Origin of the sequence: Bacillus pfraonensis (genome assembly GCF_050768835.1) — a bacterium.
Lineage (GTDB): Bacteria > Bacillota > Bacilli > Bacillales > Bacillaceae_G > Bacillus_A > Bacillus_A pfraonensis.
Genome location: NZ_JAHCDO010000002.1, coordinates 48,185 through 63,436, shown reverse-complemented (window position 1 = coordinate 63,436; position 15,252 = coordinate 48,185). Strand labels below are relative to the sequence as shown.

Below are 15,252 nucleotides of genomic sequence, written 5' to 3'. Positions count from 1 at the left end.
TCCTCTCCATTAGTCTCTTGCTCTAGAAATAATTCGAATTGGCGTTCCTACAAAACCAAATGACTCACGTAAACGATTCTTCAAGAAACGTTCATATGAAAAGTGCATTAATTCTGGATCATTTACAAAGACAACAAATGTCGGTGGTTTCACCGCAACTTGTGTTGCATAGAAGATTTTCAGACGACTACCGTTATGTGTTGGTGTTGGATTCATTGCCACCGCATCCATAATTACGTCATTTAATACGTTCGTTTGTACGCGAATGCTATGACTTTCATTTACTTCATTAATAACTGGTAATAATGTCTGTGTACGTTTCTTCGTTTTTGCAGATAAGAATACAATCGGTGCATAATCCAAGAATTGGAAATGCGCACGAATATTTTCTTCAAATGCTTTCATTGTCTTTTCGTCTTTTTTAACTGCATCCCATTTATTCACAACGATAATAACAGCTCGTCCTGAGTCATGTGCATAACCAGCAATCTTTTTATCTTGCTCAATAATTCCTTCTTCACCGTCTAAAACAACTAAGACAACGTCAGAGCGTTCAATCGCTCTTAGTGCACGAAGTACACTATATTTTTCTGTACTCTCATATACTTTTCCTTTTTTACGCATACCAGCTGTATCAATAATAACGTAATCTTGACCATCTTTACTATATGGTGTATCGACAGCATCACGTGTTGTTCCCGCTACGTTACTTACGATTACACGTTCTTGACCAAGCAATGCATTTACTAGTGAAGATTTCCCTACGTTTGGGCGGCCAATTAATGAGAAACGAATTGTCTCGTCATCATATGCTTCCTCTTCAATTTTTGGAAAATGCTTTGCTGCTTCGTCTAATAAATCACCTAAACCTAATCCGTGTGTACCTGAAATTGGGAATGGCTCACCAAATCCTAATGCATAGAAATCATAAATATCATTACGCATCTCAGGATTATCTACTTTATTTACTGCAAGTACAACCGGCTTTTTAGAACGATATAAAATTTTTGCAACCTCTTCATCTGCAGCTGTTACACCATCGCGGCCATTCGTCATAAAAATGATAACATCCGCTTCATCAATCGCAACTTCTGCTTGTTGACGAATTTGTGTCAAAAATGGCTCGTCTCCAATATCAATTCCGCCTGTATCAATAATGTTAAATTCATGGTTTAACCATTCACCGGCGCTATAAATACGATCTCGTGTTACCCCGGGGATATCTTCTACAATTGAAACTCTCTCTCCAACAATTCTATTGAAAATAGTAGATTTTCCTACGTTCGGGCGCCCTACTATTGCCACTACTGGTTTCGGCATATCATTTCATCCTTTCAACTTGCTTCTGTTTATTATGTAAAAAACCCTTCTTTGTGCAAGAAGGGATTTGCATTCCAGAATATTTCTCATCATATCAAAACATCTCATATTATATCACACGTTACTAATGTTTCACAATAATATATACATTCTCTTGTAAGCGGTGGGCAATGCCGTCTAGAATCGCTTCTAAATTATTTGCTACAAATTCCATTTCTTCTTTCGATTCACATATAAACAAAGGTGCTCCACCACCAAACTTTTCTGGTGTTGTTGTAATTACAGCAAGAATAAAGCTTTCTAACATCATCACAAATCTCCCCTTCCTTTTGGAGCCTCTGATGACATATGAACTGCACTTTCTAATGTTGGTACATTTCCTATTACAGCAATCGCTTTTTTTACATCTTGATCTTGCGGGAGTACAAATACCCCTACTCTTCCATCTTCTAAATCACGCTTAGCTAACGGAACTAACGCCGGAGTTCCAGAATCTCTAAATATGCCTAATGCAACAGAAACATCATGCAATATTGCTTGTCGTTGTCCAAGGTTCGAGATCGTTACTCTTGCGTCAATAGATTTAGGCTTTAAAATAAAACCCATTCCATACTTCATAATTTCTTCTTGCCTTGCTGGCAATCCAATATTCATAATATAAATATTATCAATATATAATCCTGCCTCTTCAAACCGGAGAGGAACATGCTCAATATCTACCAGATCACGTAACCTTTTACCAGACATCAATGTTTTCGCAATAAAAAATCCCACTATACCAGCCACTACACCAGCAATCCATGAATGAAACCCTATATATGTAAATGTCGTCACAAATGCTGTTAGCATCGCTAAATAGTTACGACTTTCAAACACAAGGGCTATCCCCTCAATATATGTGTTTCCGCGTGGTACAAGCTCATACCCATCTAATTGCTGCAGTGTATTCCTCTCCATATTTCGAACATCTCGGAATTGAGATGCAGCCAATGTTAAGAAAGTAATTGCTGAAAAATCCTTCTTCAAAATAGACGGAATAGCAATCGCCCCTAAAGCTGCTGCAATCAGCCCCATAGCAATATGAATGATTTTCCCATGCAAACGTGTCGGATACTGCCTCGTATCTGTACGAAGCATCAAAATTCGCGTTATTGTTCCAGCAATGACGCCACATAAAATGGCTGATGTATATTCAGTCATGTATTATCCTTGCCTTTCTTTTACATGTTTTTTCCTAAATTGCCCTCTATACGAAGATGCTTTTACGATGTAAAACATCACCGTAATCAATAGCGTAGAAACAGCAATGATATCAAGAAATGTCAAACTACCAAATTCGTACGGAAAATGAAGCCTGCCAAAAATAAATGTTACTAATATTTCTCCTTGTAATGCTCCCGCGTATAAAGAACATAGGCGTAATAAACGATCTCGATGTAATAAAATTGATGCATATACAAGAGCACCACTCAACATCCAAGTTCGATTAATGACAATCCAAATCGGGTCATACACCTCTAATAAATGAAAGCTTGTGTATAACATAGCAATAATAAGTGCTGACAATAAAGCATATATTTTTTTCCATATAGAATATAGAGCAATCCCTAAAAAAGAAATAACTCCAACTATAAGAGCATTTACTGATACAGTGACCGAAGCAATAGATACCGTTATTTGTGAACAAATAATAAATACCAATATAACAGCACTGACTTTCCAACGAATTTCATCTTTTCCCAAAAAAAATGTTGTAACAATCCAACCCATCCATGCTACGAAATAAAAATAACTTCCCTCCATATTTCGCCCTCCTATCATTTCCATTATGGGAACTTTTTATGAAAACTAATCCTTTTCTTCTTTTTGCATAGTTTTTTCTTATAACAGCAACACTTTCTATTGAGGGGGTGCAAACAACAATGGGAAAAGACCGCCAAGAAAAAAAATTAAAACAATCACGCCGCGTTGAATCAGATCGTGATCAATCATTGCAATATCCTGGTGCAACAGGGCTTGATACACCGGAGCAAGCACGTAAACAAAATCAGCATTAAAAGTAAAATAGTTCTTACTTTACGAAAATCTAGTGTAAGATTACATTCTCAATGAACGCAAAAAAAGATGGTTTCGGTATAACACCAAAACCATCTTTTTATTACTTAAAAATATTAGAAAACTTCTCATTTTTTTAATGCGTTGCATTTTAAACTACTTGATTTTAAAATAAATAACCTCTATATTTCACTTTATCTCAAATGCTTTTCCAAATTTATAGATTAATGATAGTATAAAATAATTTATACAGATCAATTTCCCGTACATATAAAAGAAAAAACCAACCAAATGGTTGATTTTCCCCCTTACATCTCCTATTAAATCCTATCTCATACTGTAATTTTTAGTATCAATCCCGCGCTGTGATAGCCAATGGTACGTATCACCTTTCACAATAAGCGGCACTCGCTGAAGCTCAGAAAGCGTACTCGCTCCAAGAGCCGTCATAATAAATTGCAAGTCCGTGTGTAAAAGTTCTATTTCTTCGATTAATTTCTGGGTACCATCATTCATCAATATACGTAAAAAATAGCCAGCAAAGGCCGTTGCCTGTGCCCCAAGTGCAATCGCTTTTGCTACATCAAGTGCCGTTTGTATACCACCAGATGCAATAAGAGAGAGGTTATTGTTTGTAGAGGATGCTTCTATTATAGAGGCTGTAGTCTGAATGCCCCAATCGTTAAAATAAGAAAGCATTCGCTGCCTTCGCTCATTTTCAACTGCAGCAAAGTTTGTGCCACCATAACCACCAATATCTACAGCTGAAACGCCAACATTAGTAAGTTGCTGTACTGCTTCTTTACTCATACCAAATCCTACTTCTTTCACGATAACAGGAACTTGAGAACTTATAACAATTTGCTCAATCCGCTTTAATACACCTGTAAAATCCCGGTCACCTTCTGGCATCGTTAGTTCTTGAATGACATTCAAATGAATTTGCAAAGCATTTGCTTCGATCATATCAACTGCTCGCTTTGCTTGATCAACACTCGCTTCACTACCCAAATTTGCAAAAACGATGCCATTTGGGTTTACCTTTCGAACGATTCGATAAGAGGACGCTTCTCTCTCATCTTTTAAAGCAGCCATTTGAGAACCAACAGCCATCGCAAGGTTATGATGCTTGGCTACATGTGCCAACTGTTCATTAATATGTAATGTGTGCTCTCCACCACCACCGGTCATCGCATTGATAAAAATCGGCGAACTTAATGAAAGTTCGCCGATTTCCGTTTCAAATGTAATACTTTCATAACTTGAATTTGGCAAGCTTTGATGGACAAAAGCAATGTCATGAAAGCCATGTATACGAGACTGTCCGGTGGAAAGAGCGTATTCAATATGTTCTAATTTCCGTTTTGCCCTTACCACTTGTACCCCTCTTTATTTCTTTAATTTTTTCAGTTGTTCACCAATAATATCACTAAATTGGAAAGTTGCAGACTCAGAAGTCGGCTCATATTGGCTGTAATCTTCTGTTTCATTATTTTCTTCAACAGCTTCTTTTATACTTAAAGAAATGCGTTTTTCTGCTGCATGTACTTCAAGTACTTTCACTTTCACTTCTTGTCCCATTTCTAATACTTCATTTGGATTTTTCACGTGGCGATTTGCAATTTGTGATACGTGCACAAGTCCTTCTACACCTGGTAAAATTTCAACGAAAGCACCGAATGTAACAATACGTTTTACTATACCCTCTCGAACATCACCCGCTTTAACTTCAGCAGCAACATTTTCCCAAGGTCCTGGCTCTGCAGCTTTAATCGATAAAGAAATGCGCTGCGTATCAGCATCAACCGATAACACTTTGACTTTTACACTTTGCCCTTGTGTTAACACATCAGACGGCTGTTCAACGCGATCATGAGAGATTTGAGAAATGTGTACTAAACCATCTACGCCACCAACATTCACAAAAGCTCCGAAGTCAGTTAAACGTTGAACTGTACCTTCCACAACATCTCCTTCTTTTAAAGAAGAGATCGCTTCTTTTTTCTTCGATTCTAATTCTTGTTCTACAACTGCTTTATGCGAAAGAATAACACGATTCTTTTCACGATCTAATTCAACGATTTTCACCGCTAATGTTTTTCCTTTATACTCAGTAAAGTCTTCTACATAGTGCATTTCTACAAGTGAAGCTGGAATAAATCCGCGAACACCAAGGTCTACAACTAAACCACCATTCACAATATCTTTTACAGTAACATCAAACACTTCACCTGAAGTGAACTTCTCTTGCAATTCTACCCATGCTTTTTCTGCATCAACAGCACGTTTCGATAATACAAGATCATCATCTTCTAATTTAATAACTTTTAATTCAAGAGTCTGGTCTAATTCTACAACATCACTGGCTTTTTCAATATGAACGTTAGCTAATTCACTAATCGGAATAACGCCATCTGTTTTGTATCCAACATTTACAAGAACTTGCTTTTCTTCAACTTTCGTTACAGAACCTGTAACAACGTCACCCACTTGTAATGCTTTTGAATCCACAACTTCTTCATTCATTTTCTCTACCATGGAAATACCTCCCTACAGAATTGACAAAGCTTTTTTATGTATATACGAAATGAAAACAAATGTTTTCATTTGCATGTTATAAGAATGTTTTAGCACATACTCGATTCTAACCTATTGTTTGTCCTACACTTCATAGAAGGTATAGAAACCTATATAAATAGTATACAGCAAAATCTCCTTGAATAAAGTATGTTTTAAAATATAATAGCGAATATATTCTGACAGTTCCTCTTCTTTTACTAACTTCTTACAAATTGACTTATTTGTCAAGAAAAGTGTCCTACCATTCCCCACGATTCTAATAAAAAAGAAAGGGGACTCCCCTTTCTTTACTTTGCAAATGCTCCAGAAACAATATCCATAATTTTTCGCACAACTTCTTCAATTGATAAAGAAGTTGTATCTAATTCCAATGCATCATCCGCTTTTTTCAGCGGAGAAACTTCACGTTCTGAATCCAGCTTATCACGCTCAGCAATCTCTTTTTTCAATTGCTCTAAACTAGAAGCAAAACCTTTTTTCGTGTTTTCAAGATGTCTACGCTCCGCTCTCTCTTGAACAGAAGCAAGCATGAAAATTTTCACTTCCGCATTAGGTAGCACATGCGTACCAATATCACGACCGTCCATTACCACTCCGCCCTTTTCTGCTAGAGCCTGTTGGCGACGTACCATCTCTTCGCGAACAAGACGGTGCTTGGCAACAATTGATACACGATTTGTTACATTCGGTGTACGAATCGCTTCAGATACATCCTGGCCGTTTAAGAAAACTAATTGTGTATTTTCGCCTTGTTGAAACTCAATATTTACATTTTTTAAAACTGCCATTAGGCTTTCTTCATTTTCAATATCTACACTTTGCTCCAAAGCAGCGTATGTAAGTATACGATACATTGCACCTGTGTCAATATAAACATAGGAAAGTTCTTTCGCAACAATCTTTGCAACTGTGCTTTTCCCAGCAGCTGCTGGACCATCTATCGCAATTGAAATTCGTTTTTCCATTGTAACACCTCATTTTTTCACTTATAAAACAAAATGAAAAGCAGGTACAAATCCCCTGCTTCTCTGTGCCTGTTCCATGTCGATTAAATCCTCAATTATTGTAGCATAATCCTTACTAGAAGGAAATGAAAACTACTTATTCACTTGTAAAATATCCGTTTTGTTTTTACTTGTAACTCCTTCATAATATGCGATTTTTGATATATATTTCACTGTGGATTCTTGCATAAAAAGCAATTGAATAATACAGAGACAAATAAATTGAACCAATAATATACGAATTAAAACTCCCTCAATTTTTTTCAAAAATATCCTCTTTTCATTTTTTCTCACTCATTGCAACAGCTTATGATAGAAAAAACTATCACTTCAATTCTTTCCGAGTATAAAGTAGCTAACTTTATTTTCATTTCTAATACAAACTTTTATACATTTTCATTGTCGAATCTAGTAAAAACATGTTATGTTCTAAATGTATTTTTTCGAATGGAAAGGGGTATAAGCATTGAAAAAAATCCTAGTTTTACACACAGGTGGAACAATCTCAATGGAAGAAGATAAAGAAACTGGGGTTGTACAACCAGGGGAACAAAATCCTCTTTTAAAATTCATTCCTGATTTAGAGGATGATATTGATTTAATTGTTGAAGATGTCTTTCATCTTCCATCACCTCATATGACTCCTAGTGAGATGTTACAATTACAAGTCATTATTGACGAAAGAGTAAAAAACGAAGGCATCCATGGTGTTGTCATTACACATGGTACAGATACATTAGAAGAGACTGCATACTTTTTAGATTTAACTGTACAAGCGAACATTCCAATTGTTGTAACAGGGGCAATGCGCTCTAGCAACGAATTAGGTGCTGACGGTTTATATAACTTTTTATCTGCTGTAAAGGTTGCAAATAGCAACGAAGCACTTGGAAAAGGTGTTCTTGTCGTATTAAATGATGAAATTCATTGCGCAACAAATGTAACAAAAACGCATACAAGTAATGTTGCAACATTCCAAAGTCCTCAATACGGACCAATCGGTATGGTGACAAAGCGCGGCGTTGTCTTTCATCACGCTCTCGTACATCATGAAACATATGTGGTCGGACAAATTTCTAAAAACGTTGTTGTGTTAAAAGCATACGCTGGTATGGATGATACACTATTAGCAGCAATTGAAACCTTACCAGTAGACGGAATTGTAATCGAAGCACTTGGTCAAGGTAATTTACCACCAAGAACACTCCCTAGTTTACAACGCTTAATAAATAAAGGCATTCCAATTGTTCTCGTTTCCCGCTGCTTTAATGGAATTGTCCAAGACGTATACTCCTATGAGGGTGGAGGAAAGCAATTAAAAGATATGGGTATTGTTTTCACATACGGTTTAAACGCTCAAAAAGCCCGTATTAAACTACTTGTCGCTTTAGAATGTGCGCACTCTAAAGAAAAAATCCAACAAATGTTTATGCAGGATTAACAAATAAGCTGTCGAAATTCGACAGCTTATTTTTGTTCTCTTGATACAACTGTTTGTGTAATTGCTCCACCATGAAATCTTCCATTCTCAATAAAAATTTCATTCGCATTATTGCCAGCTGCAATAACACCCGCAATAAAGATATTCTCAACATTCGTTTCCATTGTTTCTTCTATAAATAGTGGGCGCCCTGTTTCTTTATCAATTTCTACTCCCATTTTTGTTAGAAAACTATGATCTGGGTGGTATCCCGTCATCGCAAATACAAAATCATTTTGAATTGTAAATGACTCTCCGTTACTTGTATACGTAAGTGTATGTTCGGTAATTTCTTTCACATGAGCATGGAACTGCATTTGAATTGTACCATTACGCACTAATGCTTCAAATTCAGGTAAAATCCACGGCTTAATACTCTTTGAATATTCTCCCCCGCGATACAACACCGTTACACGTGCTCCAGCTTTTACAAGTTCTAACGCCGCATCTACACTTGAATTTTTCCCTCCTATCACAACTACATCACGGTCAAAATACGGATGTGCCTCTTTAAAGTAATGGGATACTTTGTCTAAATTTTCTCCAGGAACGTTCATATAGTTGGGGTTATCATAATATCCCGTTGCCACTACAATATATTTTGCAGTATATGTCTCCTTGTTCCCATCACGCTTCGTCGTATTTACTCTAAAGAAGTTTCCGTCCTTTTGCACTTGTTCTACACGTTCAAATGCATTGACACGCACACCTTTACGTTTTACCACTTCGCGATAGTATGCAAGTGCTTGATTACGCACCGGTTTACGGTTTTCTGTAATAAACGCAACATCACCAATCTCAAGCTTTTCACTAGAGGAAAAAAATGTTTGGTGAGTTGGATAATGATAAATCGCGTTCACAATATTTCCTTTTTCAATTACGAGTGGATTGATTCCCTCTTGTTGCAGTGAAATCGCCGCCGCTAACCCACATGGTCCGCCCCCGATTATTATAGCTGTTTCTTTTTGCATACTCGGTTCACTCCTAGTCTTATGCTTCAATCTCTATTTATTAAAAAACAAGAAAAAACCTACTTTCAGCAGTAGGCACCTATCTTTATTGTATTCATTTTTCATATATTTGTCATCTAAACGATACGTACATTCGATAGACGTCCGCTAAAAACTGTCTAAATCTTATTCCTTGTTGTCCAAATACATTTTCCGGATCAATCTTTCTCGTAGGATCAAGTGTTTTATGAGATACAATATCCGTTTTAGGATTTAAATTAAATGTATGACATAAATAAGCATGGTACCATGTAAACCGCGTGTAAGAATCCCAAAAACTAACATTACCTCCATAACACATTTCAACACCAATTGACGCTTTATTCGCATCATAACCAAACAAATCGTTATCTGTTGGTACGCCATATCTTACATGATATGCTACCTCATTAATTGGGATAATTTCTAAAATAGTTGTATCATCTACAAAAGTATGCGCCGATGCTTTCGGTTGTACTTCGTTAAAGTAATCACGATTTCCTATCGCATTGCTACCAGGATTCCCCGTATCATGGCTTACAATAAATCTTACCTTTGAAAGGCGGATTCCTGGCCTTGAGCTTCCGTACCCAATATAATTTCGCTCTATAGGGAACATCACCATGTCTATCAACTCCGCTCTAGAAAATTACCTTTCTTCCTTATATATGTATTCAACCTCGATATCTATATGGCACATTTCTTACGCAAAGAGAAAATCAAAAATATTTGAAGTAAAGACCATAAATAATAAAATACTTACAGCAGTTCCATAAAACCCATAAAACCAAACACAGTCTTCTTTTGTATCTAAACCGAAAAATTTATTCACGGATTGTAACAAAGATGAGCGTTTCACATGTTTTTCTCGTAAAACTTCTACCCGTTCCATAACATCTGTTGGCATCATAAATCTTTGGTTTGCTGTCATTTTCATTATCAATCTCTCCTTATTTTGTTTCCGTTTTGTTTATCTAAGGAGAGTATAGCACGAATGTTCGTATAGAACAAGCGTTCTTTTTTGTTTTTTATGAACGCACTTCCATTCTTAACATATTCCCTTCTATTAAGAGTCACAATTTATCCCGTATTAACAGGCAGTAAGACCCAGACTGATAGAAATTTCACTTTATCCAATCCACTTGAAAAGTAATATTATAATTTCTAGACTATAGCAATCACTGGTCCAACAATACATACTCTAAACAATAAAAGAACGTGGTTTCCTTGAAGGAAACCACGTTCTCTCTAAACTTCTCGTTCTATTATACCCAACCTCTAAAGCGACTAGCTTCTGCCATCTTACGTACACCAACCATATAAGCTGCTAAACGCATGTTCACTTTACGAACTTGTGATGTTTCATAAATGGAATCGAATGATCTTACCATTACTTTTTCTAAGCGTTGTTCTACTTCTTCTTCTGTCCAATAGTAACCTTGGTTATTTTGTACCCATTCGAAGTAAGATACCGTAACACCACCAGCACTTGCTAATACGTCAGGAACAAGTAAAATACCGCGTTCTGTTAAAATTTTAGTTGCTTCTAATGTAGTTGGACCATTTGCTGCTTCTACAACAATTTTCGCTTTAATATCCGCAGCATTCTCCTCTGTAATTTGGTTCTCGATTGCAGCTGGAACTAGAATATCACAATCAAGTTCTAATAGCTCTTTGTTTGAAATTGTATTGTTAAACAATTTTGTTACTGTTCCGAAGCTGTCGCGACGATCAAGTAAGTAGTCGATATCCAATCCATTTGGATCATGCAGTGCACCGTAAGCATCAGAAATCGCAATTACTTTTGCACCAGCATCGTGCATAAATTTAGCTAAGAAGCTACCAGCGTTCCCAAACCCTTGGACAACAACGCGAGCGCCTTTAATGTCGATACCGCGTTTTTCCGCAGCTTCTCGAATACAGATTGTTACACCTTTCGCAGTCGCTGTTTCACGGCCATGAGATCCACCTAATACAAGTGGTTTACCTGTGATAAATCCTGGTGAATTGAATTCATCGATGCGGCTATATTCATCCATCATCCATGCCATAATTTGTGAGTTTGTAAATACATCTGGAGCAGGAATATCTTTTGTTGGACCAACAATTTGACTAATTGCTCGTACGTATCCACGGCTTAATCTTTCTAATTCACGGAAAGACATTTCTCGTGGATCACAAATGATACCACCTTTACCTCCACCATATGGTAAATCAACAATACCACATTTTAAACTCATCCAAATAGAAAGTGCTTTCACTTCGTTTTCTGTTACGTTTGGATGGAAGCGAATTCCACCTTTCGTTGGACCAACAGCATCATTGTGCTGTGCGCGATATCCTGTAAATATTTTAACAGTCCCGTCATCCATACGAACTGGAATTTTCACTGTCATCATACGAATTGGTTCTTTAAGTAATTCATACACCTCGTTTGGATAACCCAATTTTTCTAGGGCTTCACTAATAACAATTTGTGTTGAATTTAATAATTCAAAGTGCTGTTCCCTTTTTTGTGTTTGTGTTTGAGCTCCCTTTTCGGCTACCATAGTAAGTAAACCCCCTGTAATTTCACTTGTTTAGTAAACCTTCATTGCCTAGTATACACCGTTAAATTTGGAATGCAATAGAAAACGCTAACAAATATATACAAACTTATTTTTATTGCAAGCGTTTTCAATATCATTATAGTCCTTTTATCACTTTTAGAAAAGTAAAATACTTAAATATTTAAATATTTTTTATACTATAATGTATTTTAATCTCTCGAATATCATAAAACACTAACAAAACCTCAAGCCAATTACATTAGCTGAGGTTTTGTTTTAAGATAAAATACTTGTATATTTGCTGAATTGCTTGAGAATCCATTAATTCTTTTCCATATTCCATAATACGATAAATTGTTACTGTAGAAGAATTACCGTATTCCGCTAAAATCGCAATAATATCCGCCTTTAATAACGCTGGTTCTTCTTCCATCCAAAGATAAAAACGCCCATCCCATGTGTAAAGTTTTCCTCCGGTTACACCGAGATTATACAAACGACTTGCCAAAGTAATCACATCTTCAAACGTTGCAAATTCATACAATATATGCTCACTCTCATCTAGAGTTACTTGCATTTCAATAAACTCATCACGAAACTCATCTTCTGTATCCGTTTCATGATTTTCTTTTGTAACAATCACAACCATTCCTTGTGCCTGTAAAGAAAAAACTTCAACTGCAATTGGACCATCTGCTTCAAACCCAAGTTCTTTATTTGCTTCTTGCATCATATCACGAAATAACTGTTGCACTTTTGGAGCATTTTTCCATAAATCCTCTTTCGTCAACCCTCGCTCAGATAAATCGTCAAATGTTAGGAAAATTTTAATTTTATTATAATTCAATCGTTCCAACCTCATCTTGTAACCTCCCTACGTAACCGTTGTATCTAATTTTTATTATATGAAATAGAAAATAGATGGTTCTTTTCGAACAACTATTCTGACATTTTTAACCATTCATCCCATTCTTTTTTTGTATCGCCAATACATATATTTTGAAGTTCAGCCTCGTCTTCATCTGAAACAAGCTGGCTTGCAAACCCAATAAGTCCAGTGCAGATTTTCGGATTCTGACTTTGCAACTTCTTAATCAAATTCAGCCAACTTTTCAAATATCGTTCTTTTGAACATGCTATAAATACATATTTAGGTGTGAATTGCTCGATGGCTGCACAGATCTCATTTTCCTCTAGGCCTGTCCCCAAATATATCGCTTGATAACCTTTCAAACGTAAATATATTGTAAAAAGAAACAGATGTAATGCATTCATTTCTCCTGGTGCACATACTGACAAAGCTTTTGGCAATGTAAAATGAGTTTGCGTATTATGATAAATCATTCCAACGCGTGAACATAAAAACGCCTCCACATACCGCTCTTGTACAGCTGTTATCTCATCATTTTTCCGCATAGTCTCTAACTTATCAGCAATCAGGATAAATATATGAGTGATTACTTTTTCTATTGTATAAATAACAAATGCCTCGTTTAATAATTCACGGGCATGTATTTCATCAAATTTTAACAAATAACCAAGGATATCGTCCACTAATAAAATTTCTTTACTATACGTCATCTCAGCTGGATTGTGATTTTGCAATCGATTGCTTTCTAATAGCTGGACTGCTTGACCAATTGTAAATCCTTCATTTACTTTATTCATTAACCATTTTAAGATTCTCACATGCTCTTCTGTATATAAACGATACCCTGCATCATTGCGCTTTGGAGCAATAATATGATATCGTCTCTCCCAAGCCCGCAGTGTACTTGGCTGAATCCCAAGCATATTCGAAACAGCTTTTATATTATACTTTCCTTTTAAAGTTGGCATATTTTCCCCACCTTTAAACCGAATATCTCTTAATTTTCTCCTTGCAATGTAATTAAGTGTGTTTGAGCTGGGGCTCGAAACCGTAGTGGTATTAATGTCGTTCCATACCCATTACTCACAAATAAAGTTGTACATGGATACTCATATACGCCGCCTTTTAGGTAACGTTTAGAATGAAATAAACGAATTTGTCCTCCGTGAGTATGACCACTTAATACAAGAGAAATTTGCTCTTGTCCAGACATTTCGTTTACAATAGCAGGGTTGTGGCTAATAAGAATGCGAAAACCATCTTCTTGACAATCCGCTAGCGCCAAATCTAAACGATCTCGTTCTAACCCAACATCATCCACCCCTAATAAACAAAGCTTATCGCCACTCTCTGATTCAAACAGCACTCGTGTATTATCTAAAATTTTCACACCATGTTCTAGTAATAACGCATCCAATTCATGATAGTCAATTTCATAATCGTTATTTCCCCATACAAAATATATAGGACCAATTTCGCTTAGAGTTTGAATATTAGCCGCAATTTGTGATAACGATACACCCTTCTCAGCTAAATCACCACCAATAATAACAAAATCAGCATTTCCTTTTACATTTTCAATTAAGGAAGGTGCGATAACTCTCCTATGAATATCTGAAATAAAAAATATCCTAACTTTCCCAAAACTTTCTGGGAAATTCACAAATGATAAAGTATGTTCTAGCAACGTATTACGCACTGCTTCTCTATACATCAAAAAAAGAAAAATGAAACCAATACATATGAATGTGCCGCCTAATCCAATCCATAACATATACGTTTCTCAACTTCCCTCTCAAAAAATATAATCCCATCAGGCTAAATTGCCGAAAAGGTGAATAATGCCTTATCAAATATGAACGGCTTTATTCACCTTTTTCAGTTCACTCATACAACAATTATTTTACTGCTGCTATTCCTTCTCTATCTTTTCTTTAATAGGAATTTTTAATTCTTTTCCTACTTCTAATTGGTCATCTTGTAAATTGTTATAGCTTTTAATAATTGTAGCCCCATCTTCATTTGGAAAATACTGTTGCCCAATACTTTCAAATGTCTCCCCTTCTTTTACAATGTGCGTTTCAAACTTTTCTAGCTGCTTCTTTTCACCTTCACCGTGTTTATTTGAATCGAAAAAAATCACTTCAAACGCATTTTTTCCAGAGGTATCATTCTTGTTTGCACTTTTTACTTCGATATACTTATCTGTATACCATAAAATACTAAGCGGCAACAAAATAAATAAAAATGTTAAAACCCGAACAAAAAAGTGGTTAATCTTAAATTTAGATTTTTTCTTCTCTTTATTTCTATGAATCTCACTTCGCGGCGGTAAACCTTCTTCTGTTTGCTCTTCTTCCAACTCTTCTTCAAAATCAGGAATTTGTTTTCTCATGTTGTTCAC

General features: G+C 36.1%; 17 protein-coding genes and 1 pseudogene. 2 read left to right on the top strand and 16 right to left on the bottom strand.

Annotation, left to right across the window (positions count from 1 at the left end; genetic code table 11):
- Positions 1-9: 9 nt before the first annotated feature.
- The 4 genes and pseudogenes from der to KFD70_RS01510 form a co-directional block, all read right to left on the bottom strand.
- Complete coding sequence (gene der / locus KFD70_RS01525; protein ID WP_336451768.1) at positions 10-1,320, bottom strand: ribosome biogenesis GTPase Der; 1,311 nt, start codon at positions 1,318-1,320, stop codon at positions 10-12.
- Between the two features lie 124 nt (positions 1,321-1,444).
- On the bottom strand, positions 1,445-1,630 hold the full coding sequence (locus KFD70_RS01520; protein ID WP_336451767.1) for a capping complex subunit for YIEGIA: 186 nt from the start codon (positions 1,628-1,630) through the stop codon (positions 1,445-1,447).
- The gene (locus tag KFD70_RS01515; RefSeq protein ID WP_336451766.1) at positions 1,630-2,520 is read right to left on the bottom strand and encodes a YIEGIA family protein; all 891 of its coding nucleotides are present in this window, start codon (positions 2,518-2,520) and stop codon (positions 1,630-1,632) included. The genes KFD70_RS01520 and KFD70_RS01515 overlap by 1 nt, the downstream gene beginning before the upstream one ends.
- A pseudogene (locus KFD70_RS01510) lies at positions 2,513-3,123 on the bottom strand (YphA family membrane protein). The gene KFD70_RS01515 and the pseudogene KFD70_RS01510 overlap by 8 nt, the downstream one beginning before the upstream one ends.
- A 119-nt stretch (positions 3,124-3,242) precedes the next feature.
- On the opposite strand from KFD70_RS01510, the gene KFD70_RS01505 reads away from it, so the two are divergent.
- Positions 3,243-3,377, top strand: coding sequence for a YpzI family protein (locus KFD70_RS01505; protein WP_003206535.1), 135 nt, complete (start codon positions 3,243-3,245; stop codon positions 3,375-3,377).
- Positions 3,378-3,702: 325 nt separating this feature from the next.
- On the opposite strand, the gene fni is transcribed toward KFD70_RS01505, so the two are convergent.
- The 4 genes from fni to KFD70_RS01485 form a co-directional block, all read right to left on the bottom strand.
- On the bottom strand, positions 3,703-4,752 hold the full coding sequence (fni, locus tag KFD70_RS01500; protein WP_336451765.1) for a type 2 isopentenyl-diphosphate Delta-isomerase: 1,050 nt from the start codon (positions 4,750-4,752) through the stop codon (positions 3,703-3,705).
- 12 nt (positions 4,753-4,764) lie between these two features.
- Positions 4,765-5,913 (bottom strand): 30S ribosomal protein S1, encoded by a 1,149-nt coding sequence (gene rpsA, locus KFD70_RS01495; RefSeq protein WP_336451764.1) that lies wholly within the window; start codon positions 5,911-5,913, stop codon positions 4,765-4,767.
- Positions 5,914-6,242: 329 nt separating this feature from the next.
- Positions 6,243-6,920 carry a (d)CMP kinase gene (gene cmk, locus KFD70_RS01490; RefSeq protein WP_336451763.1) on the bottom strand — a complete coding sequence of 226 codons (678 nt, stop codon included), beginning with the start codon at positions 6,918-6,920 and terminating at the stop codon, positions 6,243-6,245.
- Positions 6,921-7,052: 132 nt separating this feature from the next.
- On the bottom strand, positions 7,053-7,226 hold the full coding sequence (locus KFD70_RS01485) for a DUF5359 family protein (RefSeq protein WP_336451762.1): 174 nt from the start codon (positions 7,224-7,226) through the stop codon (positions 7,053-7,055).
- Positions 7,227-7,425: 199 nt separating this feature from the next.
- Between KFD70_RS01485 and KFD70_RS01480 the strand changes: the two genes are divergently transcribed.
- Positions 7,426-8,400 (top strand): asparaginase, encoded by a 975-nt coding sequence (locus KFD70_RS01480; protein WP_336451761.1) that lies wholly within the window; start codon positions 7,426-7,428, stop codon positions 8,398-8,400.
- A 26-nt stretch (positions 8,401-8,426) separates the two neighbouring features.
- Here KFD70_RS01480 and KFD70_RS01475 read toward each other — a convergent pair whose 3' ends face one another.
- The 8 genes from KFD70_RS01475 to KFD70_RS01440 all read right to left on the bottom strand — a co-directional run bounded on the left by KFD70_RS01475 (position 8,427) and on the right by KFD70_RS01440 (position 15,243).
- Complete coding sequence (locus tag KFD70_RS01475) at positions 8,427-9,410, bottom strand: YpdA family putative bacillithiol disulfide reductase (protein ID WP_336451760.1); 984 nt, start codon at positions 9,408-9,410, stop codon at positions 8,427-8,429.
- Positions 9,411-9,522: 112 nt separating this feature from the next.
- A complete protein-coding gene (locus tag KFD70_RS01470) occupies positions 9,523-10,053 on the bottom strand; it encodes a peptidoglycan recognition protein family protein (protein ID WP_336451759.1) in 531 nt (176 codons plus the stop codon).
- A gap of 78 nt (positions 10,054-10,131) precedes the next feature.
- A complete protein-coding gene (locus KFD70_RS01465; RefSeq protein ID WP_174099687.1) occupies positions 10,132-10,368 on the bottom strand; it encodes a DUF3961 domain-containing protein in 237 nt (78 codons plus the stop codon).
- A gap of 325 nt (positions 10,369-10,693) precedes the next feature.
- On the bottom strand, positions 10,694-11,977 hold the full coding sequence (gudB, locus tag KFD70_RS01460; protein ID WP_336451758.1) for an NAD-specific glutamate dehydrogenase: 1,284 nt from the start codon (positions 11,975-11,977) through the stop codon (positions 10,694-10,696).
- A 259-nt stretch (positions 11,978-12,236) separates the two neighbouring features.
- Entirely contained in the window at positions 12,237-12,839 is a 603-nt protein-coding gene (locus KFD70_RS01455) for a genetic competence negative regulator (RefSeq protein ID WP_336451757.1), read from the bottom strand.
- Between the two features lie 77 nt (positions 12,840-12,916).
- A complete protein-coding gene (locus KFD70_RS01450) occupies positions 12,917-13,816 on the bottom strand; it encodes a MerR family transcriptional regulator (RefSeq protein ID WP_336451756.1) in 900 nt (299 codons plus the stop codon).
- A 29-nt stretch (positions 13,817-13,845) separates the two neighbouring features.
- Positions 13,846-14,622 carry a metallophosphoesterase gene (locus KFD70_RS01445; protein WP_336451755.1) on the bottom strand — a complete coding sequence of 259 codons (777 nt, stop codon included), beginning with the start codon at positions 14,620-14,622 and terminating at the stop codon, positions 13,846-13,848.
- A 138-nt stretch (positions 14,623-14,760) separates the two neighbouring features.
- Positions 14,761-15,243: a LysM peptidoglycan-binding domain-containing protein gene (locus tag KFD70_RS01440; protein WP_336451754.1), complete on the bottom strand. Its 483-nt coding sequence runs from the start codon at positions 15,241-15,243 to the stop codon at positions 14,761-14,763.
- Between the last annotated feature and the right edge of the window lie 9 nt (positions 15,244-15,252).

Excerpts from the sequence above, each read along its gene's own strand:
- der (WP_336451768.1), bottom strand. The coding sequence starts at position 1,320 with ATGCCGAAACCAGTAGTGGCAATAGTAGGGCGCCCGAACGTAGGAAAA.
- KFD70_RS01520 (WP_336451767.1), bottom strand. The coding sequence starts at position 1,630 with ATGATGTTAGAAAGCTTTATTCTTGCTGTAATTACAACAACACCAGAA.
- KFD70_RS01515 (WP_336451766.1), bottom strand. The coding sequence starts at position 2,520 with ATGACTGAATATACATCAGCCATTTTATGTGGCGTCATTGCTGGAACA.
- KFD70_RS01505 (WP_003206535.1), top strand. The coding sequence starts at position 3,243 with ATGGGAAAAGACCGCCAAGAAAAAAAATTAAAACAATCACGCCGCGTT.
- rpsA (WP_336451764.1), bottom strand. The coding sequence starts at position 5,913 with ATGGTAGAGAAAATGAATGAAGAAGTTGTGGATTCAAAAGCATTACAA.
- cmk (WP_336451763.1), bottom strand. The coding sequence starts at position 6,920 with ATGGAAAAACGAATTTCAATTGCGATAGATGGTCCAGCAGCTGCTGGG.
- KFD70_RS01475 (WP_336451760.1), bottom strand. The coding sequence starts at position 9,410 with ATGCAAAAAGAAACAGCTATAATAATCGGGGGCGGACCATGTGGGTTA.
- KFD70_RS01470 (WP_336451759.1), bottom strand. The coding sequence starts at position 10,053 with ATGGTGATGTTCCCTATAGAGCGAAATTATATTGGGTACGGAAGCTCA.
- gudB (WP_336451758.1), bottom strand. The coding sequence starts at position 11,977 with ATGGTAGCCGAAAAGGGAGCTCAAACACAAACACAAAAAAGGGAACAG.
- KFD70_RS01455 (WP_336451757.1), bottom strand. The coding sequence starts at position 12,839 with ATGAGGTTGGAACGATTGAATTATAATAAAATTAAAATTTTCCTAACA.
- KFD70_RS01450 (WP_336451756.1), bottom strand. The coding sequence starts at position 13,816 with ATGCCAACTTTAAAAGGAAAGTATAATATAAAAGCTGTTTCGAATATG.
- KFD70_RS01445 (WP_336451755.1), bottom strand. The coding sequence starts at position 14,622 with ATGTTATGGATTGGATTAGGCGGCACATTCATATGTATTGGTTTCATT.
- KFD70_RS01440 (WP_336451754.1), bottom strand. The coding sequence starts at position 15,243 with ATGAGAAAACAAATTCCTGATTTTGAAGAAGAGTTGGAAGAAGAGCAA.